Source organism: Tumebacillus permanentifrigoris (assembly GCF_003148565.1).
GTDB classification, from domain to species: Bacteria; Bacillota; Bacilli; order Tumebacillales; family Tumebacillaceae; genus Tumebacillus; species Tumebacillus permanentifrigoris.
Genome location: NZ_QGGL01000013.1, coordinates 50335 through 64935, shown reverse-complemented (window position 1 = coordinate 64935; position 14601 = coordinate 50335). Strand labels below are relative to the sequence as shown.

Sequence of the window (14601 nt, the reverse complement as noted above, 5' to 3'; positions counted from 1 at the left end):
TTTTTTTTTATAGCTCCTCCGTGCCGTCCAAGTACACCAAGTCGGCATGCGGGTGACTGAGGAAGTCATGATGAGAGATCGCCCAGCCATACGCACCTGTATATTGAAACACGATCACGTCGCCAATCCGCAAGCGCGGGACGGTGATGTCTGTGGCCAGCACGTCCTTGGGCGTACAGAGCTGCCCGACCACGGTGATCGGAGTGTCGGTGATCTCCGTTCGCGCAAACGGGTAGTCCCAGCGCTCCATCGACAGCACCTGAAACGGATGGCTATGCTGCCAAGAGACGGGCAGTCGGAACTGATGCGTGCCACCGCGCACGATCGCATAGGTTTTGCCGTGGTTCTGCTTGATGTCCAGCACTTCGACAGCATACCAACCGCCGTGCGCGGTCAGGTAGCGACCACACTCGAAGAACACGGTCATGTCGGGCAGCGCCTCACGCTCCAGCATCGGGCCTAGTGCGCCTACGAAGGAGCCCCAGTCAAACTGCTCGTCCAACGCAGCATAGTTCACGCCGATGCCGCCCCCTGCGTTCAGATAGCGGACGTGTACGCCGTATGCCTCCGCCCATTCCCGCACCCGTCGACAGTAATAGGCCACCAGTTCGACATGTGCGGTGGCATCCAAGTTGTTGGACAACGAATGCAGATGGAAGCCTTGCAGATCGAGCGCTGGCAAGCTCTGCGCAAGCTGTATCGCTTCCGGAATTCTCGCCTCGTCGATCCCGAACTGCGTCGGGCGACCTGCCATCGCCAGCGTGGCGCTGGGCAACGGGCCTCGCAAGTTGACGCGCAACAGGATCGGCAGGGTGACGCCGCGTTGTTCCGCGATGTAGGCGGCGCGGCGCAGTTCGTGCAGACTCTCGACGTGCAACAGGGTCACGCGGTGCTCGATCGCCCCGTGGATCTCCTCATCCGTCTTGCCTGGGCCGCCGAACAAGATCGGCACCTCCTGCGAGACAGCGCGGACTTTGCGGACTTCGCCAAGCGATGCCACTTCGAAACCGTGAACGTGCGGGAGCAGGGCTTGGAGAATCGGCAAGTCCGAGTTCGCTTTGATCGCGTAAAAAAGTCGGCAGGGTGCTGGCAGTGTCGCCACGCGATCGGCAACATGGGCTTGGATGCTCTGCAAATCATAGAGATGCGCACAAAAAGGCTCTGGTTCCGCCGCTTTTCGTGAGCGGATGTAGGCGGTCACTTTTTTCATCACGTCGTCTCCTCCTGTGCAACTTGCGTGCGGAAGGTGTGGAGGTGGGCACGCAGGGCGCGAAACGCAGTCCCGCGCTCCTCACCCAAAACGAATGCGCGCACGCCTCGCCCCTGCCATGTCACCAGATCTTCTGCCGCTCGCGGGATCGCGCAGTACGGAACACCGCGTTTTTGGGTGATCTCTGCCACTTGTGCCAGTGCGTTTTGTACGATGTCAGAGCGGGTTTGCCACGGCACGCCGTAGGATTGGGAGAGGTCGGCCGCCCCTTCGAGGATCATGTCGATGCCGGGCACAGCGGAGATCTCTGCGATGTTCTCCACGCCTTCGCGGTTTTCGATCATCGGGACGACCATGATCTGCTCATTCGCATAGTCGAGATAGCTGGGCAGGTCTACTTTTGCAAAATCGGCGGGGCGACCGCCGTTTAAACTGCGCATCCCTCGTGGGTGGTATCGGCTCGCTCGCACGGCTGCTTCCGCCTCCGCTCCCGTCCGCACATGCGGGATGACCACACCATGTGCGCCGGCGTCGAGGACTCGCAAAATGGTGTTCGGGGCGGCATCTGGTACACGGACCAGCGCCGTGATGCCTGACGCGTCGGCGGCACGCAGCATGTGTTCTAGGGTCTCCGGGTTGATCAGCACGTGCTCCGTGTCGATGATTACGAAGTCATACGCAGCCGCCGCGATCATCTCCACCAGCGTCGGGTGCGGGATCGAGCAGAACAGGCCGAATACAGTCTCACCGAGCTGCAATCGCTTTTTCAAGGCGTTCTCGCGCAACATCTCGTCACACTCCCCGTCTGAGCGGGTTGGGCACCGCATGCATCCGCAATTCGGTGTCTGGGTACAGCCGGCGCTTGGTCAGTTGCTCGACTTCAATCGTAGGCGCGAACAGGTCGAACAGCTCGAAGCGCTCTCGCAATTCGGGGAAGCGCTGTTGGTACTGCTCCAAAACGTCGCGCACCAGCGCCCAGAACGCCGCCTCCTCCACGCCGTAGAATTCGTCCATCAACAGGGCCAGCTCACCGATGTTAATGAAGAAAAAGGCATCATGCATGAAGTCGCGCACCAGTCCCAGCTCATCCGTCTCGACAAATGAGTTCGCATTGACCCGCGCATGCGCGTCCGGCGTGCGATGCAGCGGTGGGCATAGCTCCGGCTGGGTGAGGAATGATCGGCAGAAGCGAATCCCATCGTGGAAGTCCTTCAAAGCGATGCGCGTCGGACGGCCCTGTTCATGGAGCAGGACGGCATTCTGCGCGTGCGTCTCCAAAGCGATCCCGTGCGCGTACAGGAAGTGTGCCAGTGGCAGGACGCTGACTGCAAACAACTGCCGCAACCAAGGGATTGCACCGAATTTCTGCACCCACAGTTCAATTATCGGGCGACCGTTCACGTCCAGCGAAGTCAGCGCGTTATAGGGCACGGCTTCCTCCCCCGCTTCGAGGTGGGGGTGCAGGCTTTCCCGCCAGATGCACCCGAGGATGCCGGCGGTTTTCGCTTGGAGCAACTCGGCGCGTGGCGGCGGGTCGTAGGAGATGCCCATCACTTCTCCGAGCAGGACCGTGCGCAGTTCGTCACGGAAAAAAGCGTCGTCTGCCGCCAGCCGCTGCAACCAATCCGTAACGAGCGGGGCGTTTTGCACCGTATGCGGCGCGAGTGTGCGACCGGTCGACGTATTGATGAGACTCATCGCAAGTTTCAGGTAGGAGCGGTCGGGCTGACTGGCGTTCGCCAGCGTGCGAATCGACTGTTGCGGACGGAAGGCATCGGGAGAGCGACCGACGCGAATCAAGCGCTTCTCCCGCAGATCGTCCATACAGGCGGTCACGATGTGCCGTTGCCACTGCCACGAGTGTACGGGCAGGAGGACAAAGTCCTCCGGGTTTTTCCCCGCAGTCCGCACAACATCCGCGAAGGCACGGATCGTCTCTTCCCCCAGTTCTTGTCGCAGGAACTCGCTGTACTCCAGCCGTTCCGAGATGGCGAGGTGCGCGAATTCCTTGTCTGCGGCTACCCAGATCGGATACAGCTCCGGCTTGAATTCTGGCCCGTACCTGTAATTGTCCGCATAGTCGAACCCGATGCGCGACTTGTAGCTCGGATGGTAGGGGTGACCGTCCATCACATCCCCTTCCCATTCATCGTAGGCACTGCCGTACTGCGCGAGGCCCGCTTGGTGGCGGTAGTGCTGAGCCAGCGTGTCTTTCAGGTGTGTCTGCTCAAGTTCATGGATGAACTGAGTCAGTCGCGATGCGTCCGCACCGAGCGCCTGACGCACGTCGAGCAAGAACTGCGCCAGCGAATCCGCCTCCGCGATCTCGCCCCCCGTCTGCCTCAGGATCGGCGCGTACCGATTCAACCGAATGCGGCCAAAAGTCAACTTGCGTTGCCCGCGTGCTGAGTATGTGACCACCTCACAACGCTCCGAACGACCCTCGATGACAAAGCCCGGCTCGCCCTCGATCTGGATCTGTTGTGCTGGCAACAACCCTTCGTAGATCAACGATTCCACCAGCTGGCGAAAAATTCGGCGACGCACTTCCACGTATTGTGCAGATTGTAGCGCGGCTACTGGCTGCTTCATTTCAACAACACCCCACAGTTCGCGAGTGGATTGACGACCTTCACGTAGGACGGCGTCTCCCCTCTATTTTGAAAGCAGCTGGTCAAATTTGCCTTGGCAGGCAGGGTGGCGGTTTCCAACAGCGCTTTTGTAGACGGCTGACCCACCTCCAACTTCTCCGCCACAACTTTCCACAGCTCGAGTTCGTCCACACCGCCGTGGTACCCGAGCGTGTGGATCAAGTGCCCGAGATGGTTGACGAAAAAGTAGTATTGCAAGCGTTCCCAGGCCTCTGCTTCCGCGAACAGCACCGGGCTCTGCGGCGGGATCGCCAATCGCTGTGCCTGTGAGCGGGCGATGCTGACCCCTTCCAAGTCGCGCACGCAAAACTGCGCAGGCCAGCCTTTGTCAAAAGCGACCATCGAGTTCTGCACATGTGCTTCGATGCTGATGCCAAATCGTGTATACAACCACATCAGCGGAACGAGTGAAAGGTCGAGGTAGCGACCGAGCCATTTTTTCAAAAAATCGGCGTCAGATGCCACACCTTGGGATCGTGCCGCTGTATGCACCGCTTCAAGCAAGGGCGGTACGTCCGCCCACGGGTGCTGTTCCAGCAGACTGGCGACCACCAGCGGCGCGTCCTCTCCAACCGGGTGTTGCGCGATCGCCGTGCGGAAGATCACACCGAAACTCGCGGCGAGATCGTCCTGCACATCTGGTGCGGTGTGCTCCAACCGCAGTGTCCGATACCCGACTTCCTGCAAGATGCAGAACTCGGGAACGGGGATCTGTGGCGCGATCTGTTTCAGCACGCGACTGGCATCCAGCGTGCGCTCCAGTTGTTCGAGCGGGTTCACGCGGACGAAGTGCGTGATCCGCACGTTCAGCGGCAGTTTGAAAAAGTACCCGTGGTGCGGGTCCCAGACGGTGCGTACCGACGACGTCGGGTACACAGGATTCCCGAGCGCGCCCAAGTTGACGAGCACCCCTTGGTCGATCAGGTCGCGAACTTCCGCGAGACCCAGCAGGTACTTCGCCTGCCAAGGGTGACAAGGCAAGAGTGGGTAGGCAGATTGAGCGGGGAGGAGACGTTCTCGCGCTGCTTGTTGCACGGCGGAAGGGATGACCGCCCCGTCGGCATTTTGCAAAAACGCCTCGCGCACCACATCCGGTGCAACGGCGAAATAGTGCAGTTGAAACGTCGCCCCCAGCTCCGGTGCATATGCGTGCAAGTCCTCCTGCGAGAACCCTTCCGAACTTTTCGGTGTTGGATGGAAGGGGTGACCAAAGAGCAGGGATTGTTCCGCCGCCGCGAGCCGCTCAAGACGTGGAAGGGACAACAGCGAGGTGTGCGGTGAGCTTTGCGCTTCTCGATGTGTCAGGTACAGGGTCGTTTTTTCAATCGAATTGATGAGGTTGGAACGCATGGTTTGGCCGCGTTGCCAACCGCGAACATTGTACTCATCTCCCGCCGCCAGCTCGTGCAGGAGCAGATCTGCCAGTTCGAGTGCACTGCGCACGCGCAGGTATGTGCCATCCGCGTGTTCCACCCCGAACAGCGGCTCGTAGCGATGGTGTCCAACTGGCGACCAATAGGCAAATTGTCCTCGCAGTGCCACCTTGGTTGTGGGCAGGTGGATGCGAAAACCTGACTCGCTCGATGCCTCATACTGCCCTGTCTGCGTCTCGCGCAGGTAAGCATTCAACAGGCGCTCGACCGCCGCTTGCTCCGCCCAGTCACGTGCTCGCCTCGCGCGCTCCTCGCTTGGATTCCCCACCTCCAACAGCGGATTCGCCGTCACGCCGACACCTGCGGGCATGCTCCCACCACCGGAGCCGCTGCGTTGCAAGAGTGGGGCGATCAAGGTGCGCGTCGGCCACGTCGCGTTTTGCAAAAGGGTCTGTTGCAAGACCGCTCGCACATCGGCGGGCGCTTGTCCCCGCAGGCAGGCTTCCACCGCATCACGCATCGCCTCCCACAACTGCGCCTCCTCCACGCCATACGCTTGAGCAACCGCATCGGCGATCGCGTAGAGATTCACTTGCAGGCCCAACGTCTGGAAATAGGACAGCAGCGCTTCAGGTGTTGGGTTGATCAAGCTGTTCGGCGTGCCCTGCTTCACCACGTAGCCTGGATCTTGGAACCCTTCGCGCTCCAACCACGGCATGTACAGGCGGATCGTGTCGTGGTCGCGCAACAACATGCCTTCGACATGGCCTGCGCGGAACGTCAGCATCACGTTCTGCCCGTGCACTTCTGGCATCATGCCGTAGCGGAAACACCCGGCCACCGTAGCGATGAAAAACTCAGCAATCTCACGGAACAGGTGTAGGGCGGCTCCCGCTGTGAGGTCGCCGCGTGCCACCAGCACGTTGTCAAAGGCAGGCATCCTCCCCTGCTGGTCGAGGACGGCCAGCGCAGACATCGAGAGCAGGTCCAACTCTTCATCAGCCAACAAATCCTGTGGATATTGCCGAATCAAGCATGCTAGATGTCCCGGTTTGTCCGCGAACAGATCGCCGTCCGGGTCGTGGAATCCCCACCACTTGCTTTCCTCGCATAGCTGGAGGCGACTTTTCAGGAAGCGATCAGCGTCGATCACTCGCTGTAGCACGCCTTGCGCTTGCTCGGCGTTGTGCAGATAGCGCAACGGCAAGATCCGCAAGGCGGCGAGTGAGTAGATGCCGATCGGAACTTTGACGTGTGACGCCCCGCCTTCCACACGCGACAACGCACGCAGCGAGGAGGTTGCGGTGTAGCGACCGACACAGGTGTCGAGATGGACGAGGATGCCCTGCGCAAATTCCTCCGCATAGACCTGCGGGAGGAGGTGTTCCATCTGCCACGGATGCACGGGAATCGCGAGGTAGGCCGCGGAGGAGAGGCCCTTTTTTGCCATCGCGGCTTGCAGGTGTTGGTTTTCCTGCTCGTTGAGCACGAGGTCCGCGATCTCCGCTGGAGCTCGATTGCCTTGTTTCAGATAGTCCCGGCGCAACGCCAGCCACACGAGATCGAAGGCGTTGCCAAATTCCGAGCTATAGGCGCGGTACTCCGCAGGGGAAAACCCGCGCTTGGCCCGTGCTGTCGGATGAAACGGACGGTCGCGCAACGCGGACAGTTGCTCCATCTGCAAGAGGTTGCCGACCCCGTTCTGGGCAAAACGCGCCCCCGCTTCCAACGACAGAGCCGTGTGCGTCACAGAGTCTTGCAGCTCTTGCAAAAATTCCGCCAAGTTCGGGAGTACCACGGCCCGCTCCTGCTCGTTGGCGAGTTCCGCCAACTTTTGCAGAAAACGGACGGGATCGAGTGGTTGCACCGCGTCTGCCTGCACCCAGAGCACCGGCAGACGGTCCAGCTTCACAGGCTGTAAAAAGCGCTGCGGACGCAGGCGCATCACCAACGTGCCACCTCCACCCAAGTCAAGCAAAAAGTACTGCTCCGCACCCGTCAGTTGGAACTCAATCCCTCGCACACGGTCTGCGAAATCGTCTGGTAATCTCGCGACCAGTTGGCCGCGCCCCAAGATTCCCAACCATTGCTCCTGTAGCAACGCATTTACCAAATCGCGTAGCACGATCTCATTCGCTCTTTGTTGCAAGTCATGGTTTCGTGCTGTATCTACGCTCTCCATCATTTCACTCCCCTTCGCTGTACTGCCCTGCAACTCGTTCACATCACACCTTAAAATGCGATTGATTATCATTCTCATTTATTCGAATTATCACTGATAACGGTTCTCATGTCAATCCTACTTTCCGAATAAAAGAAGCTGTCTGGATGATCCAGACAGCTTCTTTTGGGGGAAAAGCGCAATGCAGCAGGCTTTTTCTAGGAATCGACTCGATACACAGCAGCTTCCGTCACGACCGTGTCGACCCGTGAATCATGGTGCTCCGACGGGACTTCAGCAAGCATTTGCAGCTCGTAGGCGACGGCGATCTTGGTGACAGCGGGGCGCAATCGCGGCAGGAAGCGGTCATAATAGCCGCCCCCATATCCGAGTCGACCCCCTGCTCGGTCAAACCCTACACCGGGGAGGATCACGGCATCGATGTCATCGAGTGCGACGATATCTCGATCTACGGATCGGTCAGCAGGGTCATTCACAGTTGCCAAGGTATGAGGAGATGCGTTGTTCGACCCCGAATCCTGTTGCTCAACACGGAGGCTGGCTCCTAGCCTCGGTTCGCGAATCCCATAAGCCCCGCTCACGACATCATCCGCCGCCCGCAACCTGACTGGTATCATGCGGCGTTCCTCGACGAATGTCACCGGAGCGCAGACGGTCTTGCCCTGTGCAAGCGCCCACTCGATCAAGCCGTGGGAGCTGACTTCGGCTTTGAAGTCGAGGTAGACCAGCACCGTGCGAGCGGCTTGGAGTTCGGGGAGGGCGGTCAGGTGTGCGAGGATCTGCTGGTCCTGCTCGGCCCTTTTTTGCGCCGGGAGTGCCTGACGCGCTTCAAGCAGCCGGCGGCGAAGCGCTTTTTTGTCCAACGGGTTCATGACGGTCTCCTCCTCCGTGTTTTTCCCATGATAGCATGGAACGATTTACCCTGCTTGAATCTCCCTTGGAAATCTAAGACTACGCTCTAGGACATGAAATCAAAGGGGTGAACGAGTATGCGATTTTGCAAGCGTTTCTCGACTCTGCTCTGCCTGACGTTGCTCGTCCCGTTGGTTTGGCCCACCGCGCCAACAACCGCTGCCGCCACCGCGAACTTGGTGTACACCGGGATCGCGTGGCAAGAGCCGATCACCGGATATGAGCACACCTTTGCCGAGGGCGATACCGTGCCGCGCAACTTTGAGCGCCTGATCCTGCGCTTCGACGGGCAACCCGTCCTGCGCGCCGCCACCGTCACCGACAGCCTTGGCAACTCGGCTCCGGTCAGCGTCTACCCGTACCATCCGAGCTCTTGGTACGACACGATACTCACGCCCACAGGTCCTTTGAAAAAAAATGAAACCTATACCATCACCATCCCTGGTGGTGCCAACGGTGAACATGATACCAACGGTCATTTCCTCGCCAATGACTTGAAAGTCACCTTCCACACAGATGACCAGCCCTTTACACAATCGGTGATACTCGTCGTACACCCACCGCACAACTTCTCGCCGGAGATCCGCAGGTTCCGTTTTTACGCGCAAGCAGGTCCGCTTGAAATGAAATTGGAGTCGTTGCGCAACGGAGGGGTCGTCTATGCGCGATTGACCCGTGCGGAGACAGGCCAAGTCGTCAGCCAGCCCATTTTCAGCGGCGACCCCAACCAAGACTTCCTCACCCTGACCCAGACCGTGACCCTGCCGGAAGCGGGGTATTATGACATCCTCATGGATGTGAAGCAACGCTCCGAAGCGCAGGACATCGAGTACCAACTGACCCTGACCGCCCCCGAATTGATCGTGGCGGAGAAAAACTACGTCCCGGCGATCCGGTTGAACATGAGCGACTACGAGGTGCACACCGACCCATTTCTCCCGCTTGTAGAGCGGTACGATACCGATTATCGCGTGCGCTCCGTTCAATTCTACCTGGACAACCAGATGCAACGCGAACTCAACAACGAGAGTGCGTCCACTTCCGCGCTCCCCAACACCACCGTCGATACGAGCGGGTTGCGAGACGGCATTCATACCTTTGCGATGATGGCCAAAGGGCCATTTTCCGAAAACATGGGCGGGGATGAGAAATTGATTCAGGTCGATCGGCTGGACAATTTCCGCGATGTCCCGCACAACGCGTGGATGCATCGGGCAGTCGAATTGATGAGCGACCTGCGCATCGTCAGCGGGGTTGGCAACGGGGTCTATGAACCGGATCGAGCGGTCACCCGCGAGGAATTTGCCAAGATCATCGCGACGACGCTGGGCTTGCGGGCCGCCACCGGATTTGCCAATCCGTTTGCCGATGTCTCGACGGGGATGTGGTCGTATGCCCCGATCAACGCGCTCGCAGAAAGCGGCATGATCACGGGCGATGTCCGCAACGGCAAGCGTTACTTCCGCCCAAGTGACACGATCACACGCGCCGAGGCGGCTGCGATCATCGGGCGGCACCTCGGGGTGACCGCGGAGATCGTCGGGAGTTACCAGCCGCCATTTGCCGATTACAACGCGGTGCCGACGTGGGCGAAACCGCATGTCGCGTGGCTGCAATACTATGGGTGGCTGAATGGGTCCAACGGGTACATCTACCCGTCCAGCACGCTCACTCGTGCGGAGGCGGCGCAAATTCTCGTGAAGTACTTGGGCGTCTGAGCACACTTCTGTCCAAGCACAGGGGATTTTGATATGATGAAAAGAGCCGATCTGCGAGGTCGGCTCTTTGCTTTTTTGCGGAAACAAAGTACCACGAAGACTGCGCGACGATCCGCCGCGAGTTTATCGCCAATCATTATATGTACCGCGAGCAAGGGCTGTATGAGCTGAACCCGCAGGAGATGTGGGCGAAGTCTGAGTAACGACCTGTGACAGCAGGTGTGAGGAGGCAACCCGGGATGAAATTGCAACGAGACGGCAAGCGAGTCTCCCTCCGTCCGATGAAGTCGGAGTACGCACGAGCGCTCTATGAGTTGCGGACGCGCAACCAAGCGTTTTTCACACCCTTTGAACCGTTGCAACAAAAATTGGTGATGACGCTGGCCGATTACCAAGAGCGCATCCGCGATGATGTGCGGCATTGGCGCGACCAGACGGGGTATTCATTTGGGGTGTTTTTGCAGGAAAGTGGGGAGTTGATCGGGCGGGTGTCGTTGAGCAACATCGTCTACGGCGCGTGGAAAAATTGCACGATCGGCTACTTTCTCGACCAAGCCCACAACGGCCAAGGGCTGATGACCGAGGCGGTGGCGCTCGCCGTTGATTTTGCGCTGACCGACGGAGGACTCCACCGCGTCCAAGCGGCGGTGATGCCGTGGAATCTAGGCTCTGTGCGCGTGGTGGAGAAGGTCGGCTTTCGATTTGAAGGGCTCTCGAAGTACTACTTGCAGATCAACGGCCAGTGGGAAGATCATAATATTTACGCGATCACGCAGGAGGACTGGGTGAGATAAAAAAAGAACCGGCCGCTCCCTCACGTCCGGTTCTTTTTTCATATGAGTTACTTCCCGATCCCACTCAGAATCAAGTTGACGATCCCCTCGGCCCGATCTGAGTCGATCTCCTCCACTTCGTTGACCATCGCCCAGTGTACGTTGGCATGCATGGCACCCCAGCAGAGCAAGGCCGCATCACGGGCGTTGACCGTGCGGAACTCACCGCTGTCCATGCCGAGTTGGACGATTTGCGTCAGGAAATCCATCATGCCCTCCTGCTCGTCCTTCATGCGCCGGCGAGAACTTGGATCATTGTGGAATTTGGTCAGTTGTTCCATGTTCAATTTATGCAGCTTGACCATATTCGGAAACTGCGCCAGATGAAAGCGGGTGTAACCCAAGAGCTTGTCATACGCCGTTGTGTATCGTTCGGTCTCTTCTTCTAGACCGTGCTTGTACTTTTCACGTGTATAATGGAGAACCTCGTAGAGCAGGGTGCTTTTATCCTTGAAATAGAGGTACACCGTACCCTTGGCAACTCCGGCTACGGACGCGATCTCCTCCACTTTGGAGTCATGGAATCCCTTCGTAGCAAATGCACGGGATGCAGCTTGCAGGATGGTTTCGCGCTTGTCCATGCCTTCCAAGTGACTCCCCCCCTTCTGTACGTACTATCAATCAGGCGCAGGAAGCCGATTCCTGCTTCCTGCGCCTGGTTGTAGTTGGACGTGCTTATTCTTGCGCAGCTGGTTGTGCGGACGAAGCGGCGTCTTTTTTGCCACCTGCTCCACGCGGGTTGCCGGAGAACTTCACTTTGCCAGTGAACAGCGCGACGACCAGACCTGCGACGCAGAACCAGATCGAGACATGGTACAGCGCATGCAGCGAGTCGAGCAGCGAGTCCTTCAGAATCGGGGTCACCGACGTGTTGAACATCTCCGCGACCGGCTTCGGAAGTGCTTGCAAGAAGTCGGGCGACAACAGCGAGGAGTACAGACCTTGCGGGTTGTTGTGCGCCATGTCGAGCAGTTTTTCCGAGTTCGGACCCATCTGGCTCAGAACCGGGTCGAGTTGGTTGCCGATGTCAGCGACCGAGCGGTGGTTGAACACTGCGCCGAGCAGCGCGATCCCGACCGTACCGCCAATCGAGCGGAAGAACGTGGTCGACGAAGTGACCGTTCCGCGAATTTCCATCGGGAACGCTTCTTGGACGGCGATCCCCAGCGACGGCATGATCATCCCCATCCCGAGGCCGAGCACGATCATGACCATAGATGCGCTCAATTGCGTGGTATCGAGGCCCAGTTGCGAGAACAGCAGGAACCCGATGACCATGATCCCCATCCCGCCGATCAGCATCGGACGGAGGCCGACTTTGAGCAGGAGACGCGAACCGAGAATCGAGGTTGCGATCATCCCGAACATCATCGGGGTCATGACAGAAGCGGCCTTGGTTGCGGACATCCCGACTACCCCTTGCATCAGCAGCGGCGAGAACGTCAGGGCGCCGAACATGCCCAGCGACATCAGGAAACCGATCAGGATGACGATCGTGAAGATGCGGTTTTTGAACAGGTACAGGGGCAAAATCGGGTCTTTTGCACGCGATTCCACATAGAGGAATACCAGCGAGAACACGACGAACGAGATGAACAGCGCGATGATCTGCCACGAGGTCCAGCCATAATCCTTGCCACCCAAGGACAGGGCGAGCAACAGCGAGACGATCGCGATGATCATCGTGACGATCCCGGCATAGTCGATCACGACTTTTTTCTTCTCAAACGAGTTGCCGAGACCGATCCAGATGAAGATCGTTGCCAAGACGCCAAACGGCAGGTTGATGTAGAAAATCCAGTTCCAAGACCAGTAGTCGACGATCCAGCCGCCGAGTTGCGGGCCGAGTACGGAGGAGAGGCCAAATACGGCCATGAACATCCCTTGGAACTTCGCACGGCTTTCACCGGTCGTGATGTCCCCGATGATCGTCATCGCCAGCGGCATCAACATCCCGCCGCCGATCCCTTGAATCCCGCGGTAGATCGTGAGCTGAATCATCGAGTCAGCCGCCCCGCACAGTGCGGAACCGATGATGAAGACGACCATCCCGATCAGATATAGTGAGCGGCGTCCGAATACGTCAGCCAGTTTCCCGGCGATCGGTACGACCGATGTGGACGTCAACAGGTACGCGGTTGTGATCCAAGTCAGCAATTCGATGTGACCTAGTTGGCCGATGATCGTCGGCATCGCGGTCCCGACGACCGTCTGGTCCAACGACGAGAAAAAGAGTCCGAGCAACAGACCGATGATGACCAGTCTGCGCTTGCCGCCCTTCGCTTCCAAGTCCAATTGTCCGGCTTGGCTTGTTACTTCTGCCATGAAATTTCACCCCTAGTTTCTATACGTATGATGGCGTTGTCAGCGCTGATGATGCGGTGACTGACGGGTCAGTCGTTAGGTTCATTATAGAATGACCCACAAGTCAGTGTCAATCACTTGTGCCAAATTGGGCGAAAAGGGTACTCTAGAGGAGAGGGAAGGAGCTGTTTACTCGATGGAAAACCTACAAGCCCTCATCGCCGACCAGATCGGCGCAGGGACAATGACACAAGCAACGCTGAACAACGTGCGCAAAAAAGACCCGACGGGCTTTTCCAAAGTCGATATCAAGCCGGTTCGCTTGAAGGAGGAGCTGCACTATCAGTTCAGCTACTATTATAGTCAAAAAGTCCAGCATGAGAATCTGACGCCCGAGGAAGCCCAGTCCGCGATCCTGCGGTTGTTCGAAGAGACGTTCAAGCAAGGGTTGTTACATACGCAGGACGCCGACTACCAGATCCTGATCTCCAAAAAGTTCAAGGTCTCGATCCTGAAAAAGCAAGCCACCCGCACCAAGGTCGAACTCACGCACAACCGCAAGAAACAGTATCTGCTGGAGGAGGGCACGCCGATTCCTTTTTTGGTGGAATTGGGCGTGATGACGCCCGAGGGCAAAGTCGTGGCGAAGCGTTACGACAAGTTCCGGCAGATCAATCGCTTTTTGGAGATGATCGAGGATGTCGTGCCGCATCTGAGTCAGGAGCGGACGCTGAACATCGTGGACTTCGGCTGTGGCAAGTCGTACCTGACGTTTGCCCTGTATCATTACCTCAAGGAGATTCGCGGCCTGAACTTGAACGTGATCGGCTTGGATTTGAAGGAGGATGTGATCGCGCATTGCAACACGCTGTGTGCGCGATTTGGCTATGAGCAGTTGCGCTTCCTCGTCGGGGACATCGCGGAGTACAATGACTTGGAGCATGTGGACATGGTGGTCACGCTGCACGCCTGTGACACCGCAACTGATGCCGCGTTGGAAAAAGCCGTGCGCTGGGGCGCCGACGTGATCCTCTCAGTTCCCTGCTGCCAGCATGAGTTGTTTTCGCAAGTGGCGAATGAAACGCTCTCCCCGATGCTCTCCCACGGGATCATCAAGGAACGATTCTCCGCGCTGGCCACCGACTCCGTGCGCGCGCACCTGCTCGATCTCGTCGGGTACAAGACGCAGATCCTCGAGTTCATCGACATGGAACACACCCCGAAAAATCTGCTGATCCGGGCGGTGAAGAGCAAGAGCACCGCAGCAGAGCGCGAGAAGTTGGTGCAGAGTTATCGGGAGTTCAAACAGTTTCTGCAGATCGAACCCTATCTGGAGAAGGCGTTGGCCGATCGGCTGGGGTTGGTGTTTTAAGGCGCTGTTGCGTGCGTATACTAGAGAGAACAACATAATATGCAAA

The 14601-nt window shown here is 58.3% G+C and carries 10 protein-coding genes and 1 pseudogene; 4 read left to right on the top strand and 7 right to left on the bottom strand.

Going from position 1 to position 14601, the window contains the following annotated elements; genetic code table 11:
* Window positions 1-7: 7 nt before the first annotated feature.
* From C7459_RS15080 to C7459_RS15060, 5 genes are all read right to left on the bottom strand, one after another.
* Window positions 8-1210, bottom strand: coding sequence for a type III PLP-dependent enzyme (locus tag C7459_RS15080; RefSeq protein WP_109690134.1), 1203 nt, complete (start codon window positions 1208-1210; stop codon window positions 8-10).
* Window positions 1210-1998 carry an HpcH/HpaI aldolase family protein gene (locus tag C7459_RS15075; protein ID WP_109690133.1) on the bottom strand — a complete coding sequence of 263 codons (789 nt, stop codon included), beginning with the start codon at window positions 1996-1998 and terminating at the stop codon, window positions 1210-1212. Before C7459_RS15075 ends, C7459_RS15080 begins: the two co-directional genes overlap by 1 nt.
* Window positions 1999-2002: 4 nt before the next feature.
* Window positions 2003-3802 carry an IucA/IucC family protein gene (locus C7459_RS15070; protein WP_109690132.1) on the bottom strand — a complete coding sequence of 600 codons (1800 nt, stop codon included), beginning with the start codon at window positions 3800-3802 and terminating at the stop codon, window positions 2003-2005.
* Window positions 3799-7416 (bottom strand): IucA/IucC family protein, encoded by a 3618-nt coding sequence (locus C7459_RS15065; RefSeq protein WP_170119484.1) that lies wholly within the window; start codon window positions 7414-7416, stop codon window positions 3799-3801. The genes C7459_RS15070 and C7459_RS15065 overlap by 4 nt, the downstream gene beginning before the upstream one ends.
* 197 nt (window positions 7417-7613) lie before the next feature.
* Complete coding sequence (locus tag C7459_RS15060) at window positions 7614-8288, bottom strand: 5-formyltetrahydrofolate cyclo-ligase (protein ID WP_109690130.1); 675 nt, start codon at window positions 8286-8288, stop codon at window positions 7614-7616.
* Between the two features lie 117 nt (window positions 8289-8405).
* Here C7459_RS15060 and C7459_RS15055 point away from each other — a divergent pair, with 117 nt between their 5' ends.
* The 3 genes and pseudogenes from C7459_RS15055 (at window position 8406) to C7459_RS15045 (ending at window position 10840) form a co-directional block, all read left to right on the top strand.
* Window positions 8406-10046: an S-layer homology domain-containing protein gene (locus tag C7459_RS15055; protein WP_109690129.1), complete on the top strand. Its 1641-nt coding sequence runs from the start codon at window positions 8406-8408 to the stop codon at window positions 10044-10046.
* An 86-nt stretch (window positions 10047-10132) separates the two neighbouring features.
* Window positions 10133-10249: pseudogene (locus C7459_RS15050) on the top strand (DUF2087 domain-containing protein); the annotation flags it as partial.
* 36 nt (window positions 10250-10285) lie between these two features.
* The gene (locus C7459_RS15045; RefSeq protein WP_109690128.1) at window positions 10286-10840 is read left to right on the top strand and encodes a GNAT family N-acetyltransferase; all 555 of its coding nucleotides are present in this window, start codon (window positions 10286-10288) and stop codon (window positions 10838-10840) included.
* 47 nt (window positions 10841-10887) lie between these two features.
* On the opposite strand, the gene C7459_RS15040 is transcribed toward C7459_RS15045, so the two are convergent.
* Both C7459_RS15040 and C7459_RS15035 read right to left on the bottom strand, forming a co-directional pair.
* Window positions 10888-11460, bottom strand: a complete 573-nt coding sequence (locus C7459_RS15040) for a TetR/AcrR family transcriptional regulator (protein WP_245884570.1) — start codon at window positions 11458-11460, stop codon at window positions 10888-10890.
* Between the two features lie 94 nt (window positions 11461-11554).
* Window positions 11555-13204, bottom strand: a complete 1650-nt coding sequence (locus C7459_RS15035) for an MDR family MFS transporter (protein ID WP_146201014.1) — start codon at window positions 13202-13204, stop codon at window positions 11555-11557.
* A gap of 175 nt (window positions 13205-13379) precedes the next feature.
* Here C7459_RS15035 and C7459_RS15030 point away from each other — a divergent pair, with 175 nt between their 5' ends.
* Complete coding sequence (locus tag C7459_RS15030; protein WP_109690126.1) at window positions 13380-14555, top strand: class I SAM-dependent methyltransferase; 1176 nt, start codon at window positions 13380-13382, stop codon at window positions 14553-14555.
* Window positions 14556-14601 lie beyond the last annotated feature (46 nt).